Raw genomic sequence first — 23724 nt, 5'->3', positions numbered from 1 at the left:
GTGGCGTCGATTGTCAGACGATTCCAAAGCCCGATAGGATAGCTCCAGCTTTAGAAGGGGCTCTAGATTGCCGGTTTCAGACGAACCGGCCGTCATGAAAATGCCCTCGAAGGCGCCCTGATAGGTTGGATGACCTGACAATAATAATGGGGAGAAAGGTCTATGAATGAGCCTGTGAGGCCTACGGGTTCTGGCTGTCCGCCGACATGGCGCGGTACGGCATTGCTGGTGGCGGCGCTTTCGCTGTCGGGACTGGCGGCACTGCCGGCCAGCGCATACGCGGCAGCGTCCACCACTGCCGACACCGTCTACTCCATCGAATCCTCCAAGGCCATCAAGAGCCTGCTGCTCGACGTGGTGCATGCCGGCAAGCGGCTGGTGGCCGTCGGCGATCGCGGGCACATCCTCTTCTCCGACGACCAGGGCGGCCACTGGACCCAGGCCAAGGTCCCGACCCGGCAGATGCTCACCGCGGTCTATTTCGTCGACGACCAGCACGGCTGGGCCGTCGGCCACGACGCGCAGATTCTCGCCAGCAGCGACGGCGGCGCCACCTGGACCCGCCAGTTCCAGGACCTCAAGCGCGAAGCGCCGTTGCTCGACCTCTGGTTCAAGGACGCCCGCACCGGCTTTGCCGTGGGCGCCTACGGGGCCCTGCTGGAAACCACCGACGGCGGCCAGCACTGGGAAAACGTCAGCGACCGCATCGACAACCCCGATCAGTTCCACCTCAACGCCATCGCCGCGGTCAAGGATGCCGGGCTGTTCGTCGTGGGCGAACAGGGCAGCATGTTCCGCTCCGCCGACTGGGGCCAGACCTGGGAACACGTCGACGGCCCTTACCAGGGTTCGTTGTTCGGCGTGATCGGCACCGCTCAACCCTCCACGTTGCTGGCCTACGGCTTGCGCGGCAACCTCTACCGCTCCACTGACTTCGGCAGCAGCTGGGAACCGGTGGAACTCAAGGCCGCCCGTGGCGCCCTGGAGTTCGGCCTGTCCGGCGCGACCTTGCTGGATGACGGTTCGCTGGTGATCGTCGGCAACGGCGGCAGCGTGATCCGCAGCACCGATGACGGCGTGACCTTCAGCGTGTTCAACCGTCCCGACCGGATTTCCCTGTCGGCAGTGACGGCGGCCGGCAACGGCAACCTGATCCTCGTCGGCCAGGGCGGCGCCCACACCACCACGCCCACGGGCGCTGAGCTGGGCCAATAACAAGAAAGGCGGGAATGTATGAGCAGTCAGCAAAGTCATCATCAAGACAAGGCGACGTTTCTCGAGCGCCTGATTTTCAACAACCGCCCGGCAGTGATCGTTATCTGCCTGCTGGTCAGTGTCTTCCTGTTCTGGCAGGCCACGCTGATCCGGCCGTCCACCAGCTTCGAAAAAATGATTCCGCTCAAGCATCCGTTCATTGAAAAGATGATGGAGCACCGCAACGACCTCGCCAACCTGGGCAACACCGTGCGGATTTCGGTAGAGGCCAAGGACGGCGATATCTTCACCAAGGACTACATGGAGACCCTGCGTCAGGTCAACGACGAGGTGTTCTACATTCCGGGTGTCGACCGCTCCGGCCTCAAGTCCCTGTGGAGCCCCAGCGTGCGCTGGACCGAGGTGACGGAGGAGGGCTTTGCCGGCGGCGAAGTGATCCCGCAGAGCTACAACGGCTCGGCCGACAGTCTCGAAAAGCTGCGCAACAATGTGCTCAAGTCCGGCCAGGTCGGACGCCTGGTGGCCAACGACTTCAAGTCGAGCATCGTCGATATCCCGCTGCTGGAGTCCTACCCCGACCCTAAGGACCAGGGCAAGTTGCTGGCACTGGACTACCAGAAGTTCTCCCACCAGCTCGAAGAAAAGATCCGCGACAAGTTCGAAGCACAGAACCCCAATGTGAAGGTGCATATCGTCGGTTTCGCCAAGAAAGTCGGTGACCTGATCGATGGCCTGGTCATGGTGGTGCTGTTCTTCGGCGTCGCCTTCGTTATCACCCTGGTGCTGCTGTACTGGTTCACCCGGTGCATCCGCAGCACCGTCGCCGTATTGAGCACCACCCTGGTGGCGGTGGTCTGGCAACTGGGGCTGATGCACGCGTTCGGCTTCGGCCTGGACCCGTACTCGATGCTGGTGCCGTTCCTGATCTTCGCCATCGGGATCTCCCATGGCGTACAGAAGATCAACGGCATCGCCTTGCAGTCCAGCGACGCCGACAACGCCCTGACGGCGGCGCGACGGACCTTCCGGCAACTGTTCCTGCCGGGGATGATCGCGATCCTCGCCGACGCCGTGGGTTTTATCACCCTGTTGATCATCGATATCGGCGTGATCCGCGAACTGGCCATCGGCGCTTCCATCGGCGTGGCGGTGATCGTGTTCACCAACCTGATCCTGCTGCCGGTGGCCATCTCCTATGTCGGCATCAGCAAGCGGGCGGTCGAGCGCAGCAAGAAGGATGCGACCCGCGAGCATCCGTTCTGGCGCCTGCTGGCGAACTTCGCCAGCCCCAGGGTCGCCCCGGTGTCCATCGTCCTGGCCCTGCTGGCCCTGGGCGGCGGCCTCTGGTACGGGCAGAACCTGAAGATCGGCGACCTCGACCAGGGCGCGCCGGAGCTGCGTCCCGACTCGCGCTACAACAAGGACAACAGTTTTATCATCAACAACTACTCCACCAGCTCCGATGTGCTGGTGGTGATGGTCAAGACCCCGCCCGAGGGCTGTTCGCACTATGAGGCGATGGCGCCCATCGATGAACTGATGTGGAAGATGCAGAACACCGAGGGCGTGCAGTCGGCGATTTCCCTGGTGACCGTGTCCAAGCAGATGATCAAGGGCATGAACGAAGGCAACCTGAAATGGGAAACCCTGTCGCGCAACCCGGATGTGCTGAACAACTCCATCTCCCGGGCCGATGGCCTGTACAACAACAATTGCTCGCTGGCGCCGGTGCTGGTGTTCCTCAACGACCACAAGGCCGCGACCCTCGACCGTGCGGTGCATGCGGTGCAGGACTTCGCCAAGGAGAACAACAAGGACGGCCTGGAATTCCTTCTTGCCGCGGGTAACGCCGGGATCGAGGCGGCCACCAACGAAGTGATCAAGGAGTCGGAACTGACCATCCTGATCCTGGTGTACGTCTGCGTGGCGACCATGTGCATGATCACCTTCCGCTCCTGGGCGGCGACCCTGTGCATCGTTCTGCCGCTGGTGCTGACCTCGGTGTTGGGTAATGCGTTGATGGCGTTCATGGGCATTGGCGTGAAGGTCGCGACCTTGCCGGTGGTGGCGCTGGGTGTGGGGATTGGCGTGGACTACGGCATCTACATCTACAGTCGCCTGGAAAGCTTCCTGCGTGCCGGGCTGCCATTGCAGGAAGCCTATTACCAGACGCTGAAATCCACCGGCAAGGCGGTGTTGTTCACCGGCCTGTGCCTGGCGATCGGGGTCTGCACCTGGATCTTCTCGGCGATCAAGTTCCAGGCCGATATGGGGCTGATGCTGACCTTCATGCTGCTCTGGAACATGTTCGGCGCGTTGTGGCTGCTGCCGGCGCTGGCGCGGTTCCTGATCAAGCCGGAGAAGCTGGCGGGCAAGGTGGGCGGGTCGTTGTTTTCCCATTGAGGAGGCGGATGGCCGGGTGATCGTGATAAACGATCACCCGGCCCCAGGGCAATATCGCCTATCATGAGCACTTCCCCAAACACGATAGAACACCATGACCGCTGCAACCGACACCCTGCTCAATGCCCTCGAAACCAGCAACATGCTTGAAGTCGACGGCCTGCACGCCTTCGATTTCACCCTCGACGACAGCCGCCTGTTGATCGAATGCATGGATGGCCGGGCCGAAAAACGCTGGAGTTTCACCCGTGCCCAGCTTGAAGCGGCGACTTTCGACGAGGCCCTGCAAAGCTGGACCCTGAGCGACGACTACAGCGAGCATCGGCTGGTCTGCATGAGCGCCTTCACCGGTCGCGACGAAGAAGAGTAAGGCGTCAGCTGCATCGGTTCACCTCGTCCTCCGAGGTGCGCGCGCTGCGACAATAGACCGCAGCCCCTGATGAATCAGGCACTTGCGCTTCTATTAATGACGCTGATATCCGCTACTGCTGCAATGAATTTCAACGATGTCCACCCTCGGATGTACTTTTGACTCACGGCCTGAAAGGGCAAGCAAGCCAACTGACATCGAGGGTTACCATCATGAACTTCAATCTTTTCTCCATCATCGCCGCTTCCGCTGTTTCCGCCACCGTAGCCCTGCCTGCCAGCGCCAACGTGGAAATCAACAGCCCTAAAAGCCACACCCAGAGCTACACCCAGAAATACCTGCAACAGAGCGCCAACTTCTATGCCGCCCTGGATCACAAAGCCCAGCACTGAGCACCGACGCCTGGACACATACCTTGTGGGAGTTTGGACCGTCGCGAAGAGGCCCTTGGGGCCACCAAAAGCTTCGCTGGCAAGCACCGCTCCCACACCACTCCCACAAGGTATGTGTCCAGGTTCGGGTTATGTTGCAGGTTTCAGATTGAGCGCTTTCAAGTGAACAGGCCCCTGTCAGGGCTTGGCCATGACGGAGTTGAACAGTTCCGATGCCAGGAACTGTTCCAGCCAGCTCTGTAGATGTTTGTACGGCGCTTGCGCAAACCACACCTGATCCACATGGGCAAATTGACGCACGAAAGGTGCGACTGCAATGTCCGCCAGGCTCAGGTGTTCGGCCAACAGATGGCCGTTACGCGCAAGCAGACCGTCCAGTTTCAAGAGAAATTGCCCGCCCTGTTCCCGATAGTGCTCCATGGGGAACTCCGGGTAGCGCACCGCGTACTTGTAGCGGTCCAGCCACCGTTTGAAAACCGTATCATTCTCTTCGATCAGCAGCCCCGTGGCCTGTGCCGTCACGGGATCGCTGCCGAGCAACCAATCCTGCGGATCATGCTGGGCCAGCGCCCAGTGCATGATCTCCAGGCTCTGTTCGATCACCCGCCCATCAGCACACGCCAGCACCGGCACCGTGCCCTTGCTCGACAATTCCAGCATCCGCGCCGGCTTGTTCTTGAGGCTGACTTCCTCGATCTCTACCGCCACCCCCGAATAACGTAGCGCCATGCGTGCGCGCATGGCGTAAGGACAGCGGCGGAACGAATACAGCGTGGCCGGCGTCATTTCACCTCCAGGGTGCTCAGCCCGTTGCCTTGGCGGCGTACCTGAATCTGCACCGGTATCCGCTCGTGCATTTCCTGCACATGGGAAATCACCGCGACCTTGCGGCCCTGGGCTTGCAGGCCGTCCAGCGCATCCATCGCCAGTTGCAGGGATTCCGGGTCAAGGCTGCCGAAGCCTTCGTCGATAAACAGCGATTCGATCTTCAGCGTGCTCGAAGCCATCGACGCCAGGCCCAGGGCCAGGGCCAGCGAGACCAGGAAGGTTTCGCCGCCGGACAACGAATGCACCGAACGCAGTTCGTCGCCCATTTCCGTGTCCATCACCAACAACCCGAGCATGCTGCCGCCACGCTTGAGGCGATAACGCCGCACCAGTTGGCGCAATTGCGCGTTGGCATGGTGCACCAGCAGGTCGAGGTTGTAGGCCTGGGCCAGTTTGCGAAAGCGATCGCCGGTGGCCGAGCCGATCAGCGCGTCCAGGCGTGCCCAGCGCTGATACTCGTTGTTGGCCTCGGTGATCCGCTGTTGCAGCTCCTGGTTGGCGTCCTGGCGGCGCTGGTCTTCGGTTTGTTGCGCGCGCAGTTCCGCACAGTGGTGTTCACTGGCAATCAGCTGGGTTTGCAGATCGCTCAAGGCGGCGTCCAGTGCTGGCGCGTCGAGGTTGCCATTGTGCTGGGCTTGATGCTGCTGAAGGTGTTTCTCCCGCTCCTGCAGCAGCACCCGGGCTTGCTCGACGGCTTTTTCGCTGACTTGTAATTGCTGGCGCAGTTGGCTGACATGTTCATCGTCGCAGGCCAGCAGTTGCTCAAGTCCGGCGTCGTCCAGTTCCGGGTGGCGGGCACGCCAGTCCGCGACTTGTTGCGCCAGTTCCAGGCTTTCCTGTTCCAGGGCCTGCCGGCGTTCCTGGCGGGCCTTGATGTCGGCGCCGAGCTGGATCAGTTGACTACCGAGTTCCTGTAACTGCAGGTTGGCCGAAGCATCGGCCTGCCGCGCATGCTCCACCGCCTGGTCCATCTGCTGCTGCCAGGCTTCGACGCTGGCGTGTTCGCCGATCAGGCCGACCAGCTTGAGCTGGCTGGCCTGCTGCTGCTCAAGGAGTGCGGCGCAACGTTGTTTCAGCTCTTCGAATTGCTGTTCTCGGGTTTGCTGACGAACTTGCTCCAGTTCGATTTTTTCCTGGCGCTCGCGCTGTTCCTGCTGCTCCTCGCGCTGCTGTTCCAACTGACCGAGACGTTGCGCGACCTGTTGATCGAGCTGCATGAAGGTCGCCGCCGGATCCTTGCGCAGGCCTTGCAGGGTCTCGTCCGGCAGCAGGCTGGCGAAGGTGCCCAGTTCCTGTTCCAGTCGTTCCTGATCGGCACCCATCTGGCGTTGCTGATCGAGCAAGTGCTGGCGCGCGGCCTGGCTGGCTTCGGTGGCGGCCTGCAATTGTTGCTGGAGCCGCGCGGCATCCTGTTGCAGGGTGAGCAGGGCGGTTTGCCGTTGCTCGTCCTGGCCGATGTTCTGCTGCAACTGGTGCAACTGCTGGTTGAGCCAGGCCTCGCGGCGAGCGCCATCCTGTTCCAGTAGCGCGCTGTGCAGCGGATGGGCTTGCAGGCTCGGCGCCAGTTCCTGATGCTGCTGGGCCAGTTGTTCCTGCTGGGTGAGCAGTTCTTTCTGCTGGGCAATCAGCCCGCCGACCTTTTCCCGCAGTTGGTTGAGCTTTTCCGTCAGCGTGTCGACGGCCTGCCGTGCGGCGGCCTCTTCGCTCTCGTCGTGACGACCCAGGCTCTGCAACAGCGCCTCGGGTTGATGGTAGGGATGTTCATGGCTGCCGCATACCGGGCAGGGCTGGTTGTCCTGCAACTGTCCGCGCAGTTCTTCGACGCTGGCGCTGCGGGCCAGGCGCTGGCGTTCAAGCAACTGCCGGGTAATCGTCAGGGCCTGTTCGGCGACCTTGAGTTCATCCCGTGCCTGCAGGCCTTCGCGGTTGAGTTCATCGCGTTGCTGCTGGGCGTTCTGCTGCCGTTCCTGCAACTGCTGGGTGCGCTGGTCCAGCTCGCGCTGGCGGCTCCACAGTCGTTGCAGTTCTTCGAAGGCGCGCAGTTGCTTGCGATTGTCCTGCAGCAGGCTGCCGAGAATCTGGATCTGTTCGCTGACAGCGGCCGGTTCCGCTCCGGCTTCGCTGTACAGCACTTCGAGCGCGCCACGCTGCTCAGCAAGCTGTTGGTCGGTGTGGGCGACCCGTGCCTGCAACTGCTCCAGCTCGCGTTGGCCCTGGTTCAGTCGATTGCCGATCAGCATCAACTGTTGCAAGCGATCGCGATAGGCGTTCCAGGCCTCGCTCAACGGGGCGAGGGCGGCGCTGTGCCGCAACTGTTCGGCGATTTGCTCCAGGCGCGTGGCGACCTGCTGTTGTTGCTCCAACAGTGAGGTGAGCTGCGCGCGGCCTCCGGTACTGGACTGCTCGGTAGCCTGCTTCTGCCCCTCGGCATCGTCCAGGTCCTTGCCCAGGTGGGTCAGCGTGGCCTGTTCATCGAAGGCCTGGCGTAGCAGTGGCGCGCTATCGCTTTGCCGGGCCAGGGCTTCGCTCAACTGGGTATGGGCATTCGACCGGCTCTGTTCAAGCTGCTGCTGACGGGCCTGCAAGTCGGCCTGCTGGTCCAGATGCTGCCGGATCTGCGTGGCCAGTGGCGCCAGCTGTTCGTTCAACTGGCGCTGACGGGCGAACTGATGCCGTTGTGGCGCCAGTTGTTCCAGGCGGGCGAGTTGCTGGCGCTCGGCGCCATGGGCCTGCCAGTCTTGTTCAGCGCCTTGCAGTTGCTCGGCGGCGGCCTGGTGTTGTTCCTGCCGTTGCAGCAGTTCCTTGAGCCAGGTGTGCTGTAGCTCAAGCTGCTTGAGCTGGGCTTGCCCGGTCTTGAGTTGCTGTTGGGCTTCACCGAATTGTCGATCCAGCTCGACCCGTGCTTCAGCGTCCATGGGCGCGATGCCACCGGCCTGGTCCAGCAACAGCTTGTGGGCCTCGCGGGCCTGCTTGGTCTTGTCGAAGGCACGCCGGCCGAGGCGGGTATAGAGCGCGGTATCGGTAAGCTTTTCCAGCAGTTCGCTACGCTCGTTGTCGTCAGCCTTGAGAAAGGCGCTGAACTCGCTCTGGGCCAGCAACACGGCACGGGTGAACTGTTCGAAGTTCAGGCCCAGGCGGCTTTCCAGCAGGGTCTTGTATTCGCCTTTCTGGCTGGCCAGCAGTTGGTCGCTGTCCAGATCGCGCAGGCTCTGGCGGCTGGCCTGCAACTTGCCGCCGGCTTTGTCCCGGGCGCGGTTGGCTTCCCAGCGTGCGCGGTAGCGGCGGCCGTCGATACCGACAAAATCCACTTCGGCATAGCCTGCGCCGGTGCCGCGACGCAACAGGGTGCGTGGGTCGCCGGTGCCGATCTCGCCATCGGCGTCCGGCACCTTGGCATCGCGCGACGCATTGTTCAGCCGGGGTACGGCGCCGAACAAGGCCAGGCACAAGGCATCGAGCAGGGTACTTTTACCGGCGCCGGTGGGGCCGGTAATGGCGAACAGGCCGGCGCTGGCCAGGGGCTCGGCGGTGAAGTCCAGTTCGAAGGGGCCGGCAAGGGAGGCCAGGTTTTTCAGGCGGATGGCGAGGATCTTCATGGCTGTTCGCCCTCCAACTGGACTTCCTGCAACAGCAGGGCAAAGTCATTGAGGGTCGCTTCGTCCACCGGGTTGCCGTAGCTGTCCTGCCAGGCACGGCTGAACAGTTCCTGCGGGCTGAGCTGATCGAGATTGATCAGTCGCTCGTTGTCCGTTTCGCCTTCACCCCCGTTTGAGCCGGCGTACTCGGCGGCGATCCGCACCAGGCGCACGGCCTTGCCTTGCAGGGCGGTTTCCACTTGCTGGCGCAGGTCCGGCTGCGGCTCATCCAGGCGTACTCGCACTTCCAGCCAGGGTTGGCGTTGCAGGTCGGCCAGCAGGTCGACATCCGGCAGTTGCGCCAGCTGTTCGAGGATCTCGGCAAATGGCGCCGGGCCCAGGCGTTGCAGGTTCACGGTACGGGGGATCAGGCGGCTGTCGACGCTGACCAGGGTTTCGCCGTCGAGGACGATGTCGAGGATCTGGTGTTGGTAGGCGATTTCCGAGAACGACAGAGGAATTGGTGAGCCGCAGTAGCGAATACGTTCCTCGCCGTTGACCTTCTGCGGCTTGTGCAGATGGCCAAGGGCGACATAGCTGACACTGGCGTCGAACAGGCTTGCCGGCAGAGCCTCAGCGCTGCCGATGATCAGGCTGCGCTCCGAATCCTCGGAGATCGAGCCGCCGGCCATATGTGCGTGGCTGATGGCGACCAGGGCCTGGCCCGGCTGGCGCTTGGCGTTGGCCGCGGCGATCAGTCGGCGATGCACCTCGCCGATACCCTTCAGGTAGTGGTCACCCAACTGCGTGCCGGTGACTTCGGCGGGCCGCAGAAAGGGCAGGGCCAGGCACCAGGCGGCGATTTCACCGTTCGCGGCGGGCAATGGCAGCAGCAGGCGTTCACTGTCCAGCTCGCCATCGTCGAGCCACAGCACCCGGCCCACGGCGTGGGTGCGCAGTCGGCGCATCAGCGGCGCGGGCAGTTCGATACGGGAACCGGAGTCGTGGTTGCCGGCAATCATCACGATGGTCAGCAGCGGCTGTTGTTCGTGGGCGCTGACGATAAAGTCGTAGAGGCGCTCCTGGGCTTTGACCGGCGGGTTGACGGTGTCGAAGATATCGCCGGCGATCAACAGGACATCGGGCTGCTGTTGCTTGAGTTGGGCCAGAAGCCAGGTGAGAAAACAGGCGTGTTCGAAATCTCGCTCCTGGCCATGAAGGTTCTGGCCGAGGTGCCAGTCGGAGGTGTGAAACAGGCGCAAGGCAAACTCCAACTTATCGATTATTTGGGGTAGAGCGGCGGCAGACTGCTGTCGCTGGCCGGGTCCTGGACGCGCTCGGCGACCGGGATCGCGCGGATCGCCCGCCACAGTTCCTCACCCTGCCAGTATTGGCCGCTTTCGCTGTAGAGCGCGCCATTGAGGCCGTCCAGGGCATCGGACAGGGTGACAAAACGCGCGGCCATGTCGGCCAGGGTTTCCGGTTGCTGCCGGGCCCAGGCATCCAGGGCCTGGCGGGTGGCCTGGGGATCGTTGGCCAGGCAGGTCCGTTTGAGGTCGTCGAGCAGCGTCCGTGGGCTCGGGCCGGTCTGGGCGGCGCGGTGCACCGCCGGCTGCGAGCGGGCCCGCCACCACAGGCCGAAACCCAGCAGGGTGGTGCAGGCGAGGATCAGCGTGCTGAGCTTCCAGGCCCACAGCAGCGGCGGTTGCGGCGGCGTGTTGTTGGCGGCACTGCTCACCGGCGTGTCCACCGCCAGGCTCGGGTTGTTCGCCACTTGCAGGGTCCGCGCCGGCAGTGTGCTGCGCTCCATATGCTCTTCATGGGTATTCCACCAGGTCACTTCCACCGCCGGCAGGTCGAAGCTGCCGCTGTGGGTCGGCACCAGCGCCTCACGTTCTTCGCGGGTGCCGATCAGGCCGCGTTCGGTGTTCTGGTTGCTCAGTTGCGCCTGGTCCGGGTAGCGCCGCAAGCCATTGAGGGTGGTCGCCGGCAGCGGCGGCAGTTGCCCGCTGGAGAGCCCTTCGGCCTTGAGGGTCAGGCTGCGGGTCAGGGAGTCGCCGACCTGGCTGTGATCCGGTTCCGGGCTCCAGCTTTCACTGAGGCTCAGGCTGCGGGCCGGCAGCCACGGCACGTCGGCGGGCCAGGTATCGGGCTGGGGTTTGACCTGCAAGCGCATCTGCTCGGAGCTGACGCGCGTCAATTTGCCGGGTTTGGCGCCCTGGGGCACCTGGCCCTGGTTTTGATTCGGCTGGGCGTCCACCAGGGTGGCGGTAAACACCTGCGCGGGGATCGTCAGTTCACCGCTGTGCTGCGGGTAGATCGCATAACGCCACTCGATCACGCCATGGCGCACGCCATTGATCAGCTTTTCGTAAGTGCGCGACTCGCCCAACTGCTCGATACGGGCATCGGGGATCTGCAAGGGGGTGAGGCTGCTGTCGTCATACAGCGACACCGAGTGATAGATGCGCAGGGTCAGCACGGCCTGGGCCTGGACGTAGACGCTGTCCTGGTCGAGGCTGGCGTCGATGAACACCGGCGCCAGGTTGCTGGCCGCGGCCTGGTCCTCGCCTTGCAGCACCTGCAGGGTGATCGGCTCGCTGCTGAGTTCGCCCAGGTGCAATTCCGGGATCGTCACGTTGCCGTTTGCCTTTGGCGTCAGGGTGACGATCCAGCGCGTGGTGGCCTGGCTTTCGCCGCCCAGGGTGGTCAACTGGTTGACCTGGCGGGTGCCGCGCACTTCGAACTGCGGGTCCAGCGGGGCCAGGTCGGGTTTGCCGAACTGGGTGACATCCTTCGATTCGAGGGTCAGTTCCACCGACTCGCCAGAGTTCAGGCGCGTGCGGTCGACGCTGGCCAGCAAGCCCTCGGCATGGGCCGACAGGTTGGCGCAGAGCAGCAGCGTAAGGAACAGGGAGAAGCGCAGGGTCATCGGGTCTTGTCCTGATGGAGCTGTTGTTCGTACCAGAATTTGCGCCGCAGCAGTTCTCCCGGGTCATCGGGGATCTGTCGCAGCCATTGTTCCAACGCCTGGTGGCGTTCACCGTCGATGATATCGGCGGCGGCCCGCAAGGGCGGATGGGTGGTCTGTTCGTCGCCCAGCTCGCTGCCGGGTACCTCGTTGCCGCCGGGTTGATTGCCCGCTTGGCTGGCCTGGGCGTCCGGCGGCTGGTTGTCGGTCGCCGGGTTCTGTTCCTGGGGCGCGGACTGCGCCGTGGCAGTACTGGACGAATTCGTCCCGGCCGGGGCCGATTGCGCGGCGTTTTGTTCGTTGCCGGTTGTGGCGGCGTCGGCGGGCTTGCTTGGCTCAACCGGTGGCTTGGCCTGTTTTTCCCTGAGCAACTCTTCCACCAGTGTCCGGTTCTGCAAGGCTGGTCGCAAGTCCGGCTGACGTTCCAGGGCCTGTTCGTAGGCGTCCAGCGCTGCTTCCAGCTCGCCGCTGCGGGCCAGGGCGTTGCCCCGATTGTAGTGGGCGTTGGCATCGTCGCCTTCGGCAAACTTCTTCGCGGCGGCGGCGTAGTCGCCGGCTTCATAGAGGGCCAGGCCTTGCCATTGCGGGTCCTCGAAATGTTGTGCCGCTTCGAGCGGGCGCTTTTGCTCAAGCAACTGCTGGCCCTGTTGGTCTGGCCGCAACCATAGATCCCTCAGCTCAAAGGCCTGGCTCGGCTGTGGGAACAGGAAGAACAGTGGCAGGCAGAACAACCAGCCACGCCGTCCGGCACAGGCGGCCAGCAGCAGGAGCGGCAACAGCAACCAGTAGCCCTGGTCGGCCCAGCTGTCGAGCTGTACGGTCTGGCCGTCCTTGCGCAGGTGGCGCGGGCCGTCCAGCAGACCGAGGCCGCGCAGGTCGCTGTCGTCCAGGCGGGCCTGGCGGTAGCGGCCGCCGATTTCGCCGGCGAAGTCCTTCAGGCTCTGGCTGTCGAGATGCGGCACCAGGATCGTGCCCTGGTCGTCCTTGAGGAAACCGCCGTTCTCCTGGGCCACCGGCGCACCATCGCGGGTGCCGATCCCGAGGATCAGCAGGCTGTGGGGCTTGCCGTCCAGGGCCTGGCGGATGCCTTGGCGTTCCTGTTCGCTGAGGGACGAGCCGATCAGCAGCAGCCGGCCTTCGCCCAGGGCGCCACGTTCGAGCAGGGTCAGGGCCTTTTTTACTGCGAGGTCGGCGCGATGGCCTTCCTCGGGCATGATCGAGGGTTTGATCGCGTCCAGCAGATTGCGGCTGGTGCCCAGGTCATCGGACAGCGGCACCAGCGTATGGGCGCTGCCGGCGTAGACGATGATCGCCGTCTGCGAGTCGCTGCGAGCGCGCAACAGGTCGAACAGTTTGCGCCGGGCCTGTTCCAGTCGATTTGGCGGGGTGTCGGTGGCGAGCATGTCCGGCGTCAGCTCGAGTAGCACCACCAGCGGGTCCAAGGGTTTCTGGGTGGACTCTTCGACCCGCTGCCAGCTCGGCCCGAGCAGGGCCAGGGCGGCGAGAGTCCAGCCCAGGCCGAGGGCGATCAGGTGCAGTTTGCTGCTGTTGCGGCTGCCACCATTGAGCAGGACCCGATGGAACGCCGTCGGCAGGATCATCTGCCAGCGGCCGGCGCGCTTCTGCCGGTGCCAGAGTTGCCACAGCAACCAACCCAGCAGCGGCAGGACCAACAGCGAGATAGGGCGGAACCAGTGTGGCCAGAGGGCTTCGATCATCGACGCCTCCGCAGACGCAGGCGTTCCAGGCGCTGGCGCCATTCCGGGCGCTGCGGCAGGAACTGCCGGCGTGCCAGCCAGCGTTGCAGCAGGTTGTCCGGCCAGCGTTCGCGGATCACCAGCAACACGCTGATCAGCAGGGCCAAGCTGAGCGGCCAGTGATACAGCGCTCGGGCGGGGCGGGCCTGGGTGGGTTGTTGGGCGACAGGTTCAAGCTGGTCGAGGGTTTCCTTGATGGCTTGCAGCTCCTGGCCGTCGCGGGCACGGAAATAGCGACCGCCGGTGATGCTGGCGATTTCCTTCAGCGCCGGCTCGTCGAGGTCCATGCTCGGGTTCAGGCCGAGCATGCTCAGGGTCCCGGTTTGTTGCGGATCGGCACCCATGCCGATGGTGTAGATCTTCACGCTTTCTTCGGCGGCCAGGTGCGCGGCGGTGATCGGATCGATTTCGCCGGCGTTGTTGGCGCCGTCGGTGACCAGGATCAGCACCCGGCTTTGCGTAGGCCGCTGGCGCAGGCGCTTGATGGCCAGGCCAATGGCGTCGCCGATGGCGGTGTTCTTGCCGGCGATGCCGATCTTCGCTTCATCCAGCCAGATGCGCACGGTGCGTCGGTCGAAGGTCAGGGGAGCCTGCACATAGGCCTTGCTGCCGAACAGGATCAGGCCCACGCGATCGCCTTCGCGGTGCTCGAGAAAATCGCCGAGCAGGTGCTGGACCAGGCCCAGGCGGCTGATGTCCTCGTCCTGCCAACGCATGTCGGGGTATTCCATGGAGCCGGACAGGTCCACCGCCACCAACAGGTCACGACCGCTGGCGGCCAGCGGCAAGGGGGCGCCCAGCCATTGTGGCCGCGCGGCGGCGCATAACAGCAGCAGCCAGAGCAGGATGAACGGCAGTTGCTGGCGCCAGCTCGGCAGGCTGACCCGGGCGCGGCGGCGGGCCAGGCTTTCCAGGTCGGCGAGAAAGCTGATCTTCAGCGATGCTTCACCGCTGTCGGCCACCGGCAGCAGGATGCGCATCAGCCAGGGCAGCGGCAGCAAGGCAAAGAGCCAGGGCCAGGCGAACTCAAACATGTTTGCGGATCCAGGTGTCGATCGCCTGGCTCAACCCGGCGATGGCCTTGTCGTCGAGCTTGCATTCGGGTTTGTAGGCGCCTTCCACCAGCACCATCCAGCGGGTCAGGCCGGCGGCTGGACAGCGGTTGTCGAGGAACGCCAGCCATTTACGGCCATTGAGGGTGTGGCTCTGGCTGTAGGGGTAATGGTTGCGGCACAGGCGCTTGAGCAGGCCGTTGAGTTGTTGCAGCCAGGCTCCGGCCGGTGCGCCGTCATAGGGCTTGGGCAACTGCGCGAGTTCCGCCAGGGCGGCCAGGCGCACCGGGTCCAGGGGCTGTTCGGCGCGGGCGACGGGGCGCTTGGCCGGCAGGAAGCGACGCAGGTACCAGAGCCCGACGCCCAGCAGCGGAATCAGTGCCAGCAGCAGCCACCAGCCCGGTGCCGGTGGCCAGAAACCCTGGATCGGCGGGGTGATCAGCGGTTGCAGTTGCTCCAGGCTGCTCATGGTTGTTTCCCCGGTCGCTGGGGGTTCAGGTACTCGCGTAACTGCTCGACCATTTCGCTCTGGGTGCTCAAGGGCATCAACAGCACCCGCAGTTTCTGCGCCAGCAGCTCCCAGCGGGCAATCCGTGCTTCACCCTGGGCGCGGTAGGTCTGGCGCAGCTCCAGGTTGAGGGTGTCGAGTTCCAACTGCGCGCCGCGCTCGGCAAAACGCAACAGGCCGGCGGCGGGGAGGGCATGGTCGAGGGGATCGGAGACCGGCAGCATCAGCAGGTCGCAATGACGCGAGAGCAGGCTGAGTTGCTGTTCGGCGGCATCGCTCAGGGCCCGCTCGTCACAGATCACGATCACCAGGCTGCCGGGGCGCAGCACCTTGCGCGCGCGGATCAGTGCCAGGCCCAGGGCATTGGGATCGGCGGCGGTTTCGGTGTGCAGCGAGTGGTTGACCCGCACCAGGCGGTTGAGCAGTTGCAACAGGCTTTGCTTGCTGCGCCGCGGCTTGATTTCGTAGTGTTCGTTGTCGCCGTAGACCAGGCCGCCGACCCGGTCGTTGTGGCCCAGGGCGGCCCAGCCGATCAGGCTCGCGGCCTGGGCGGCGAGCACCGACTTGAAGGTCAGCCCCGAGCCGAAGAACAGCTGGCGGCTCTGTTCCACCAGAATGAAGATCGGCCGCTCGCGCTCTTCGTGAAACAGCTTGGTATGGGGTTCCTGGGTGCGGGCGGTGACGCGCCAGTCGATGGTGCGCACATCGTCGCCGGCCTGGTAGACCCGCACCTGGTCGAAATCGACCCCACGCCCGCGCAGTTTCGAGTGGTGCAGGCCGATCAGCGGGCTGCGCTGGCTCGGCGTCGAGAACAGCTGCACTTCGCGCACGCGATGGCGCATCTCGATCAGTTCGGCGAGGGTGGTGCGGATACCGGGTTCGGCGGGCAGGGGCGCGATCATGGTCCGGGTCAGGCGACGGCGACGACATCGAGGATGCGCTGCACCACCCGATCCTGGTCGATCCCGGCGGCTTCGGCCTCGAACGACAGGATGATACGGTGGCGCAGTACGTCGAACAGCACGGCCTGGATATCCTCGGGGCTGACGAAATCGCGACCGGCCAGCCAGGCATGGGCCCGCGCGCAACGGTCCAGGGCAATCGAGCCGCGAGGGCTGGCGCCATAGGCGATCCATTCGGCCATCTCCGGGTCGAACTTGGCCGGCGTACGGGTCGCCATCACCAGTTGCACCAGATACTCCTCCACCGCATCGGCCATGTACAAGCCGAGGATTTCCTTGCGCGCGGCGAAGATCGCCTGTTGGCTGACCCGGCGCTCGGGCTTGGTTTCGCCGTTCAGGGCTTCGCCCCGGGCCTGTTGCAGGATGCGCCGTTCGACCGAGGCATCGGGGAAACCGATCTTGACGTGCATCAGGAAGCGGTCGAGCTGGGCTTCGGGCAGCGGGTAGGTGCCTTCCTGCTCGATCGGGTTCTGGGTCGCCATCACCAGGAACAGCGGCGACAGGTCGTAGGTACTGCGTCCGACGCTGACCTGGCGTTCGGCCATGGCTTCCAGCAGGGCCGACTGGACCTTGGCCGGCGCGCGGTTGATTTCATCCGCCAGCACCAGGTTGTGGAAGATCGGGCCTTGCTGGAACACGAAACTGCCGGTTTCCGGGCGATAGATCTCGGTGCCGGTGATGTCGGCCGGGAGCAGGTCGGGGGTGAACTGGATGCGATGGAACTGCGCTTCGATGCCTTCGGCCAACTCCTTGATGGCCTTGGTCTTGGCCAGGCCCGGGGCGCCTTCGACCAGTATGTGACCGTCGGCCAGCAGGGCGATCAACAGGCGCTCGACGAGTTTTTCCTGGCCGAGGATCTGGGCTGAGAGAAAGGTTCGCAGCGCAAGCAGCGCTTCACGATGTTCCATCGATGAGTGTTCCTGGAGAGGGTGGCCGACGGCATTCGAATGAATGTCACGGCTGGGGGCGTTACTTTAATGCATCGGGGGTGGTGGCGACTAACGGCTATGGGGATTTTTATGGATTTTGAGGAAAAGTCTTACCTGGTTGGGAATCATCTCCTGTAAGCAGCCCCGCCCAGGCGATTTCTCACTGGGCGGGGGGGCGCTCGCGTTACGGGTTATTGGGCCAGTGCGCAGCCATAGTCCTGGATCTCGCCGGCGGAGCCGCGGCTGAAACCGACCAGGCTCAAACGGTTCGCCAGCAGCAACAGGTCACCGCCGGGCGCTACCACCAGGGCCAGGCCATAGTGGGACAGGCTGTCACCCTGTTGTCGGGCATATTCACCCAGCACCTTGAACGGGTTTTCCTGTTTCAGGTCCTGGCCGTTCAGGCGTTTCGCCAGGTACTCATGGCCGTTCAGCCTGACCGCCAGGGGCTGCCACGCCTGGGTCACCCGCGGGGCTTGTTCGACCAGTTGCTGGTAGATCCCGGGGCGCAGGCAGGCCAGATGGATATGCAGTTGGCCCTGGGAGCGGCCATACGGCGAGTTGATGGCCAGCGAGAGAAACTCGTCCTTGATCGGTTTGCCGGCTTCGGCGGACAGGCGCCCACGTTGCTGCCAGGCACTGGCGAAAAAGGCGTAGGCATTGTCCTCGAGCAGCAGCGGACTCTCGATGCCGGTGACCCGGTCAGTGGGAATGGTCAGGTCATGCAGCGGGCCCTGGCGATCCTTGAGCAAGGCAACGTGCTGCTGCAGATCCACCCTCAGGCACGGCGCGGGGTTCTGGGCGTCCTGCTGATGGGGCACGCATTGCTGGCCGACAATCTGCCAAAGCGCATTGCCTTTGCCGAGTCCCCAGATCAGCCAGGACCCCGCCGCCAGTACAGCGACCACCAACACCAGCCCTGAAATTTTCAGCCACTTGCTCATGCCACTTTCCTGATCAGAAGTAAAAACCGGGACACTCTAAACCAGCTCTTCGTGCTTTTTTGTGTCGATTCTGATCGCGGATGTTTCAAGCCAATCGGCTGTCAGCCCAGTTCGCTGACATAGGTGCCGGTGCCGGCAAGAATATTTTTCAGGGTTTGCTCGACTTCGGCCAGGTCGGCCGCGTCGGTCTGGTGCTGGATCTCGAGGTGATCGTCGCCGTTGAGCGCATCGGCATCGGCGGCGGCGATTTCGATCAGCAGGCGCGTGGCGCTGAGGGTCACCTTGATGCCATCCAGGGTGGAGGGTTCGCCATCGAGGGTGATCTCCAGTTCATCCTCGTCGGGATAGCGGGTCATCAGGAACATTTCGCCCTTGTCGCTATGGCAGCAGAGCATGGCCATGTTGTCTTCTTCATCGTCGCAGGGGTTGGCGATAAGGTGGGCGGTGCTGAGCTGCATGGGTGAGCGTCCTGTCTGGGTGGGGAGGGCGCCATTTTGCCTGGGTTCAGGATATTTTTCAGGACTTACCAGCCAATGTCCGAATATGTCGCAGCGCCGCAAGCAGCGGCGTTCGCGCACTCGTTAAGCTGCGCAACGGAGCGTCGTCCACGAAAATACAGCCTGTGCACCCGGCCGTTGCCATCGTGTGCGACTATCTTGAACGTGAATGTGACCCCTGGGTCGCGGCCAGCTTCATCAACCTGTCACTCTGTACTGCCCAGCTTTACCCTGCAGAGTGATGCAGGTCCCCTTTTCCGGGGAAGAAAACGCGACGCTTCTCTCTATATAACAAGCCCAAGCGGAGTACCACAGATGGCGTTCTTCACCGCAGCCAGCAAAGCCGACTTCCAGCACCAACTGCAGGCGGCACTGGCGCAGCACATCAACGAACAGGCACTGCCACAAGTGGCGCTGTTCGCTGAGCAGTTCTTCGGCATCATTTCCCTGGACGAGCTGACCCAGCGCCGGCTCTCCGATCTCGCCGGCTGCACCCTTTCGGCCTGGCGTCTGCTGGAGCGTTTTGACCACACCCAGGCACAGGTTCGCGCCTACAACCCGGATTATGAACGCCATGGCTGGCAGTCGACCCACACCGCCGTCGAGGTCCTGCACCCCGACCTGCCGTTCCTGGTCGACTCGGTCCGCACCGAACTGAACCGCCGCGGTTACAGCATCCACACCCTGCAAACCACCGTGCTGAGCGTGCGTCGCGGCAGCAAGGGCGAGTTGCTTGAAGTCCTGCCCAAGGGCACCCAGGGCGAGGGGATCGACAAAGAATCCCTGATGTATCTGGAAATCGATCGCTGCGCCAACGCCGCCGAGCTGAGCGTGCTGTCCAAGGAACTGGAACAGGTCCTGACGGAAGTGCGTATCGCCGTCGCCGACTTCGAGCCGATGAAGACCAAGGTCCAGGAGCTGCTGGCCGGTATCGACGCCAGCCAGTTCGCCATCGACCCGGAAGAAAAAACCGAGATCAAGACCTTCCTGCAGTGGCTGGTGGACAACCACTTCACCTTCCTCGGCTACGAAGAGTTCGTGGTCCGTGACGAGCAGGACGGCGGTCATATCGAATATGACGCCCAGTCCTTCCTCGGTCTGACCAAATTGCTGCGCGCCGGCCTGACCCCCGACGACACCCGCATCGAAGACTACGCGGTCAACTACCTGCGCGAACCGACGCCGCTGTCGTTCGCCAAGGCCGCGCACCCGAGCCGTGTGCACCGCAACGCCTACCCGGACTATGTCTCGATCCGTGAGATCGACGCCGACGGCAAGGTCATCAAGGAATGCCGCTTCATGGGCCTCTACACCTCTTCGGTGTACGGCGAAAGCGTGCGGGTGATCCCTTACATCAGTCGCAAGGTCGCCGAAGTCGAGCGCCGTTCGGGCTTCCAGGCCAAGGCCCACCTAGGCAAGGAACTGGCCCAGGTCCTCGAAGTGCTGCCCCGCGACGATCTGTTCCAGACGCCGGTGGACGAGCTGTTCAACACCGTGATGTCGATCGTGCAGATCCAGGAACGCAACAAGATCCGCGTGTTCCTGCGCAAAGACCCGTACGGTCGTTTCTGCTACTGCCTGGCCTACGTGCCGCGTGACGTCTACTCCACCGAAGTGCGGCAGAAGATCCAGCAAGTGCTGATGGATCGCCTGAAAGCCACCGACTGCGAGTTCTGGACCTTCTTCTCCGAGTCCGTGCTGGCCCGTGTACAACTGATCCTGCGGGTCGATCCGAAGAACCGTCTCGATATCGACCCGCTGCAACTGGAAAACGAAGTGATCCAGGCCTGCCGCAGCTGGCAGGACGACTACAAGAGCCTGGTGGTCGAAGGTTTCGGCGAGGCCCAGGGCACCAATGTGCTGGCGGACTTCCCGAAAGGCTTCCCGGCCGGCTACCGCGAGCGCTTCGCCGCGCACTCGGCCGTGGTCGACATGCAGCACCTGCTGAGCCTGAGCGACAGCAATCCGCTGGTGATGAGCTTCTACCAGCCGTTGGGCCAGGTGTCCGGCCAGCGCGAGCTGCACTGCAAGCTGTATCACGCCGATACGCCGCTGGCCCTGTCCGATGTCCTGCCGATCCTGGAAAACCTCGGCCTGCGCGTGCTCGGCGAGTTCCCGTACCGCCTGCGTCACAACAACGGTCGCGAGTTCTGGATCCATGACTTTGCCTTCACCGCCGCCGAAGGCCTGGACCTGGATATCCAGCAGCTCAACGACACCCTGCAGGACGCCTTCGTCCACATCGTCCGTGGCGATGCCGAGAACGACGCGTTCAACCGCCTGGTGCTGACCGCCGGCCTGCCATGGCGCGACGTGGCGCTGCTGCGGGCCTATGCCCGTTACCTGAAGCAGATCCGCCTGGGCTTCGACCTGGGTTACATCGCCAGCACCCTGAACAACCACACCGACATCGCCCGCGAGTTGACCCGGTTGTTCAAGACCCGTTTCTACCTGGCCCGCAAGCTCAGCGTCGAAGACCTCGACGACAAGCAACTGCGCCTGGAACAAGCGATCCTGACCGCCCTGGACGACGTCCAGGTGCTGAACGAAGACCGCATCCTGCGTCGCTACCTTGACCTGATCAAGGCGACCCTGCGGACCAACTTCTACCAGACCGACGCCAACGGCCAGAACAAGTCGTACTTCAGCTTCAAGTTCAACCCGCACGCGATTCCCGAGTTGCCCAAGCCGGTACCGAAGTTCGAAATCTTCGTCTACTCGCCACGGGTCGAGGGTGTGCACCTGCGTTTCGGCAACGTCGCCCGCGGCGGCCTGCGCTGGTCGGACCGCGAAGAAGACTACCGCACCGAAGTCCTGGGCCTGGTAAAAGCCCAGCAAGTGAAGAACTCGGTGATCGTGCCGGTGGGTGCGAAGGGCGGCTTCCTGCCGCGTCGCCTGCCACTGGGCGGCGGTCGTGACGAGATCGCGGCCGAGGGCATCGCCTGCTACCGCATCTTCATCTCGGGCCTGTTGGACATCACCGACAACCTGAAGGACGGCGCCCTGGTGCCACCGGCCAACGTCGTGCGTCATGACGACGATGACCCCTACCTGGTGGTGGCGGCGGACAAAGGCACCGCGACCTTCTCCGACATCGCCAACGGCATTGCCATCGACTACGGCTTCTGGCTCGGCGACGCCTTCGCCTCCGGCGGCTCGGCCGGTTACGACCACAAGAAGATGGGCATCACCGCCAAGGGCGCGTGGGTCGGCGTACAGCGCCACTTCCGTGAGCGCGGCATCAACGTCCAGGAAGACAGCATCACCGTGGTGGGCGTCGGCGACATGGCCGGCGACGTGTTCGGCAACGGCCTGTTGATGTCCGACAAGCTCAAGCTGGTCGCGGCCTTCAACCACCTGCATATCTTCATCGACCCGAACCCGGAGCCGGCCAGCAGCTTCGCCGAGCGCCAGCGCCTGTTCGACCTGCCGCGTTCGGCCTGGTCGGACTACGACGCCAGCCTGATGTCCGAAGGCGGTGGGATCTTCTCGCGCAGCGCGAAGAGCATCGCGATTTCCCCGCAGATGAAAGAGCGCTTCGACATCCACGCCGACAAGCTGACCCCGACCGAACTGCTCAATGCCTTGCTCAAGGCACCGGTGGACCTGTTGTGGAACGGCGGTATCGGCACCTACGTCAAGGCCAGCACTGAAAGCCACGCCGATGTCGGCGACAAGGCCAACGATGCACTGCGCGTGAACGGCAACGAACTGCGCTGCAAGGTCGTGGGTGAGGGCGGTAACCTGGGCATGACCCAGCTCGGTCGCGTCGAGTTCGGCCTCAATGGCGGCGGTTCCAACACCGACTTCATCGACAACGCCGGTGGCGTGGATTGCTCCGACCACGAAGTGAATATCAAGATCCTGCTCAACGAAGTCGTGCAGGCCGGCGATATGACCGAGAAGCAGCGTAACCAGCTGCTGGGCAGCATGACCGACGAAGTCGGCGGCCTGGTCCTGGGCAACAACTACAAGCAGACCCAGGCCCTGTCCCTGGCGGCCCGTCGCGCAGTCGAGCGGATCGCCGAGTACAAGCGCCTGATGAGCGACCTGGAAGCCCGTGGCAAGCTGGACCGTGCCATCGAGTTCCTGCCGTCGGAAGAGCAACTGGTCGAGCGCGTCGCGGCAGGCCAGGGCCTGACCCGTGCCGAGCTGTCGGTGCTGATCTCCTACAGCAAGATCGACCTCAAGGCGGCGTTGCTCGAGTCCAAGGTTCCGGACGACGAGTACCTGACCCGCGACATGGAAACCGCGTTCCCACCGATGCTGGTGAGCAAGTTCGCCGACGCCATGCGCCGTCACCGCCTCAAGCGCGAGATCGTCAGCACCCAGATCGCCAACGACCTGGTCAACCACATGGGCATCACCTTCGTGCAGCGCCTGAAGGAGTCCACCGGCATGAGCCCGGCGAACGTGGCCGGTGCTTATGTGATCGTGCGTGACATCTTCCACCTCCCGCACTGGTTCCGTCAGATCGAGGCCCTGGATTACAAGGTGTCGGCCGAGACCCAGCTGGAGCTGATGGATGAGCTGATGCGCCTGGGCCGTCGTGCCACGCGCTGGTTCCTGCGCAGCCGTCGCAACGAGCAGGATGCTGCCCGTGATGTCGCGCACTTCGGTCCGCACCTGGCGGCCCTGGGCCTGAAGCTCGACGAACTGCTGGAAGGCCCGACCCGGGAAGTCTGGCAGGCCCGTTACCAGGCTTATGTCCAGGCCGGTGTGCCGGAGTTGCTGGCACGCATGGTGGCCGGTACCACGCACCTGTACACCCTGTTGCCGATCATCGAGGCCGCCGACGTTTCCGGCCACGATGCCGCCGAAGTGGCCAAGGCCTACTTCGCGGTGGGCAGTGAGCTGGATCTGACCTGGTACTCCCAGCAGATCAGCGACCTGCGCGTGAGCAACAACTGGCAGGCCCAGGCCCGTGAAACCTTCCGCGACGATGTGGACTGGCAGCAACGTGCAATCACCATCTCGGTGCTGAAACTGGCCGACGCGCCGCAAGACATGGAAGCCCGCGTGGCCCTGTGGCTTGAGCGCAACGCGAGCATGGCCGAGCGCTGGCGTTCGATGCTGGTGGAAATCCGTGCCGCCAGCGGCACGGACTACGCCATGTACGCGGTGGCCAACCGTGAGCTGATGGACCTGGCATTGAGCGGTCAACCGGTGCTTTGATAGCCTGAAGCAAGTGGTAACCAAAAGCCCCGGCTCGTGAGAGTCGGGGCTTTTTTTTGTTAGAACGATATAAGAATGTTCTCAGTTTTATAAAGGGCTTTGTGATCAACCGAAAGCCGTTCACGGGTTGAGCTGTTGGAGGGCGT

Annotated in this window: 16 protein-coding genes; 5 read left to right on the top strand and 11 right to left on the bottom strand. The window is 63.6% G+C overall.

The window, feature by feature from the left end; translation table 11 throughout:
- Positions 1-162: 162 nt before the first annotated feature.
- The 4 genes from M5C56_RS01030 (at position 163) to M5C56_RS01015 (ending at position 4380) form a co-directional block, all read left to right on the top strand.
- Positions 163-1215, top strand: coding sequence for a YCF48-related protein (locus M5C56_RS01030; protein WP_103495787.1), 1053 nt, complete (start codon positions 163-165; stop codon positions 1213-1215).
- 18 nt (positions 1216-1233) lie between these two features.
- Complete coding sequence (locus M5C56_RS01025; protein ID WP_103495786.1) at positions 1234-3618, top strand: RND family transporter; 2385 nt, start codon at positions 1234-1236, stop codon at positions 3616-3618.
- A gap of 94 nt (positions 3619-3712) precedes the next feature.
- Positions 3713-3988 carry a DUF5629 family protein gene (locus M5C56_RS01020; protein ID WP_103495785.1) on the top strand — a complete coding sequence of 92 codons (276 nt, stop codon included), beginning with the start codon at positions 3713-3715 and terminating at the stop codon, positions 3986-3988.
- 212 nt (positions 3989-4200) lie between these two features.
- Positions 4201-4380, top strand: a complete 180-nt coding sequence (locus M5C56_RS01015; protein WP_103495784.1) for a hypothetical protein — start codon at positions 4201-4203, stop codon at positions 4378-4380.
- 177 nt (positions 4381-4557) lie between these two features.
- On the opposite strand, the gene M5C56_RS01010 is transcribed toward M5C56_RS01015, so the two are convergent.
- The 11 genes from M5C56_RS01010 to M5C56_RS00960 form a co-directional block, all read right to left on the bottom strand.
- A complete protein-coding gene (locus tag M5C56_RS01010) occupies positions 4558-5166 on the bottom strand; it encodes a glutathione S-transferase (protein WP_103495783.1) in 609 nt (202 codons plus the stop codon).
- Entirely contained in the window at positions 5163-8804 is a 3642-nt protein-coding gene (locus tag M5C56_RS01005; protein WP_103495782.1) for an AAA family ATPase, read from the bottom strand. The genes M5C56_RS01010 and M5C56_RS01005 overlap by 4 nt, the downstream gene beginning before the upstream one ends.
- Positions 8801-10045 (bottom strand): exonuclease SbcCD subunit D C-terminal domain-containing protein, encoded by a 1245-nt coding sequence (locus tag M5C56_RS01000; protein WP_103495781.1) that lies wholly within the window; start codon positions 10043-10045, stop codon positions 8801-8803. The genes M5C56_RS01005 and M5C56_RS01000 overlap by 4 nt, the downstream gene beginning before the upstream one ends.
- 20 nt (positions 10046-10065) lie before the next feature.
- Positions 10066-11715, bottom strand: coding sequence for a BatD family protein (locus M5C56_RS00995; protein ID WP_103495780.1), 1650 nt, complete (start codon positions 11713-11715; stop codon positions 10066-10068).
- A complete protein-coding gene (locus tag M5C56_RS00990) occupies positions 11712-13469 on the bottom strand; it encodes a tetratricopeptide repeat protein (RefSeq protein ID WP_247263013.1) in 1758 nt (585 codons plus the stop codon). The genes M5C56_RS00995 and M5C56_RS00990 overlap by 4 nt, the downstream gene beginning before the upstream one ends.
- Positions 13469-14545 carry a VWA domain-containing protein gene (locus M5C56_RS00985; RefSeq protein WP_103495778.1) on the bottom strand — a complete coding sequence of 359 codons (1077 nt, stop codon included), beginning with the start codon at positions 14543-14545 and terminating at the stop codon, positions 13469-13471. The genes M5C56_RS00990 and M5C56_RS00985 overlap by 1 nt, the downstream gene beginning before the upstream one ends.
- A complete protein-coding gene (locus M5C56_RS00980; RefSeq protein ID WP_100942933.1) occupies positions 14538-15032 on the bottom strand; it encodes a DUF4381 domain-containing protein in 495 nt (164 codons plus the stop codon). Before M5C56_RS00980 ends, M5C56_RS00985 begins: the two co-directional genes overlap by 8 nt.
- Positions 15029-15973 carry a DUF58 domain-containing protein gene (locus tag M5C56_RS00975; protein WP_103495777.1) on the bottom strand — a complete coding sequence of 315 codons (945 nt, stop codon included), beginning with the start codon at positions 15971-15973 and terminating at the stop codon, positions 15029-15031. The genes M5C56_RS00980 and M5C56_RS00975 overlap by 4 nt, the downstream gene beginning before the upstream one ends.
- An 8-nt stretch (positions 15974-15981) precedes the next feature.
- Positions 15982-16941: a MoxR family ATPase gene (locus M5C56_RS00970; RefSeq protein ID WP_103495776.1), complete on the bottom strand. Its 960-nt coding sequence runs from the start codon at positions 16939-16941 to the stop codon at positions 15982-15984.
- Positions 16942-17153: 212 nt separating this feature from the next.
- Positions 17154-17906: a CDP-diacylglycerol diphosphatase gene (locus M5C56_RS00965; RefSeq protein ID WP_103495775.1), complete on the bottom strand. Its 753-nt coding sequence runs from the start codon at positions 17904-17906 to the stop codon at positions 17154-17156.
- Between the two features lie 101 nt (positions 17907-18007).
- Positions 18008-18364, bottom strand: coding sequence for a hypothetical protein (locus M5C56_RS00960; protein ID WP_103495774.1), 357 nt, complete (start codon positions 18362-18364; stop codon positions 18008-18010).
- 354 nt (positions 18365-18718) lie between these two features.
- On the opposite strand from M5C56_RS00960, the gene M5C56_RS00955 reads away from it, so the two are divergent.
- The gene (locus tag M5C56_RS00955) at positions 18719-23578 is read left to right on the top strand and encodes an NAD-glutamate dehydrogenase (RefSeq protein WP_103495773.1); all 4860 of its coding nucleotides are present in this window, start codon (positions 18719-18721) and stop codon (positions 23576-23578) included.
- Positions 23579-23724: the final 146 nt, after the last annotated feature.

The organism is Pseudomonas sp. MWU13-2862 (assembly GCF_023242495.1).
Lineage (GTDB): Bacteria > Pseudomonadota > Gammaproteobacteria > Pseudomonadales > Pseudomonadaceae > Aquipseudomonas > Aquipseudomonas gingeri_D.
Note: the sequence above shows the minus strand (reverse complement) of the source record. Positions and strands in the feature narration are given on the sequence as shown.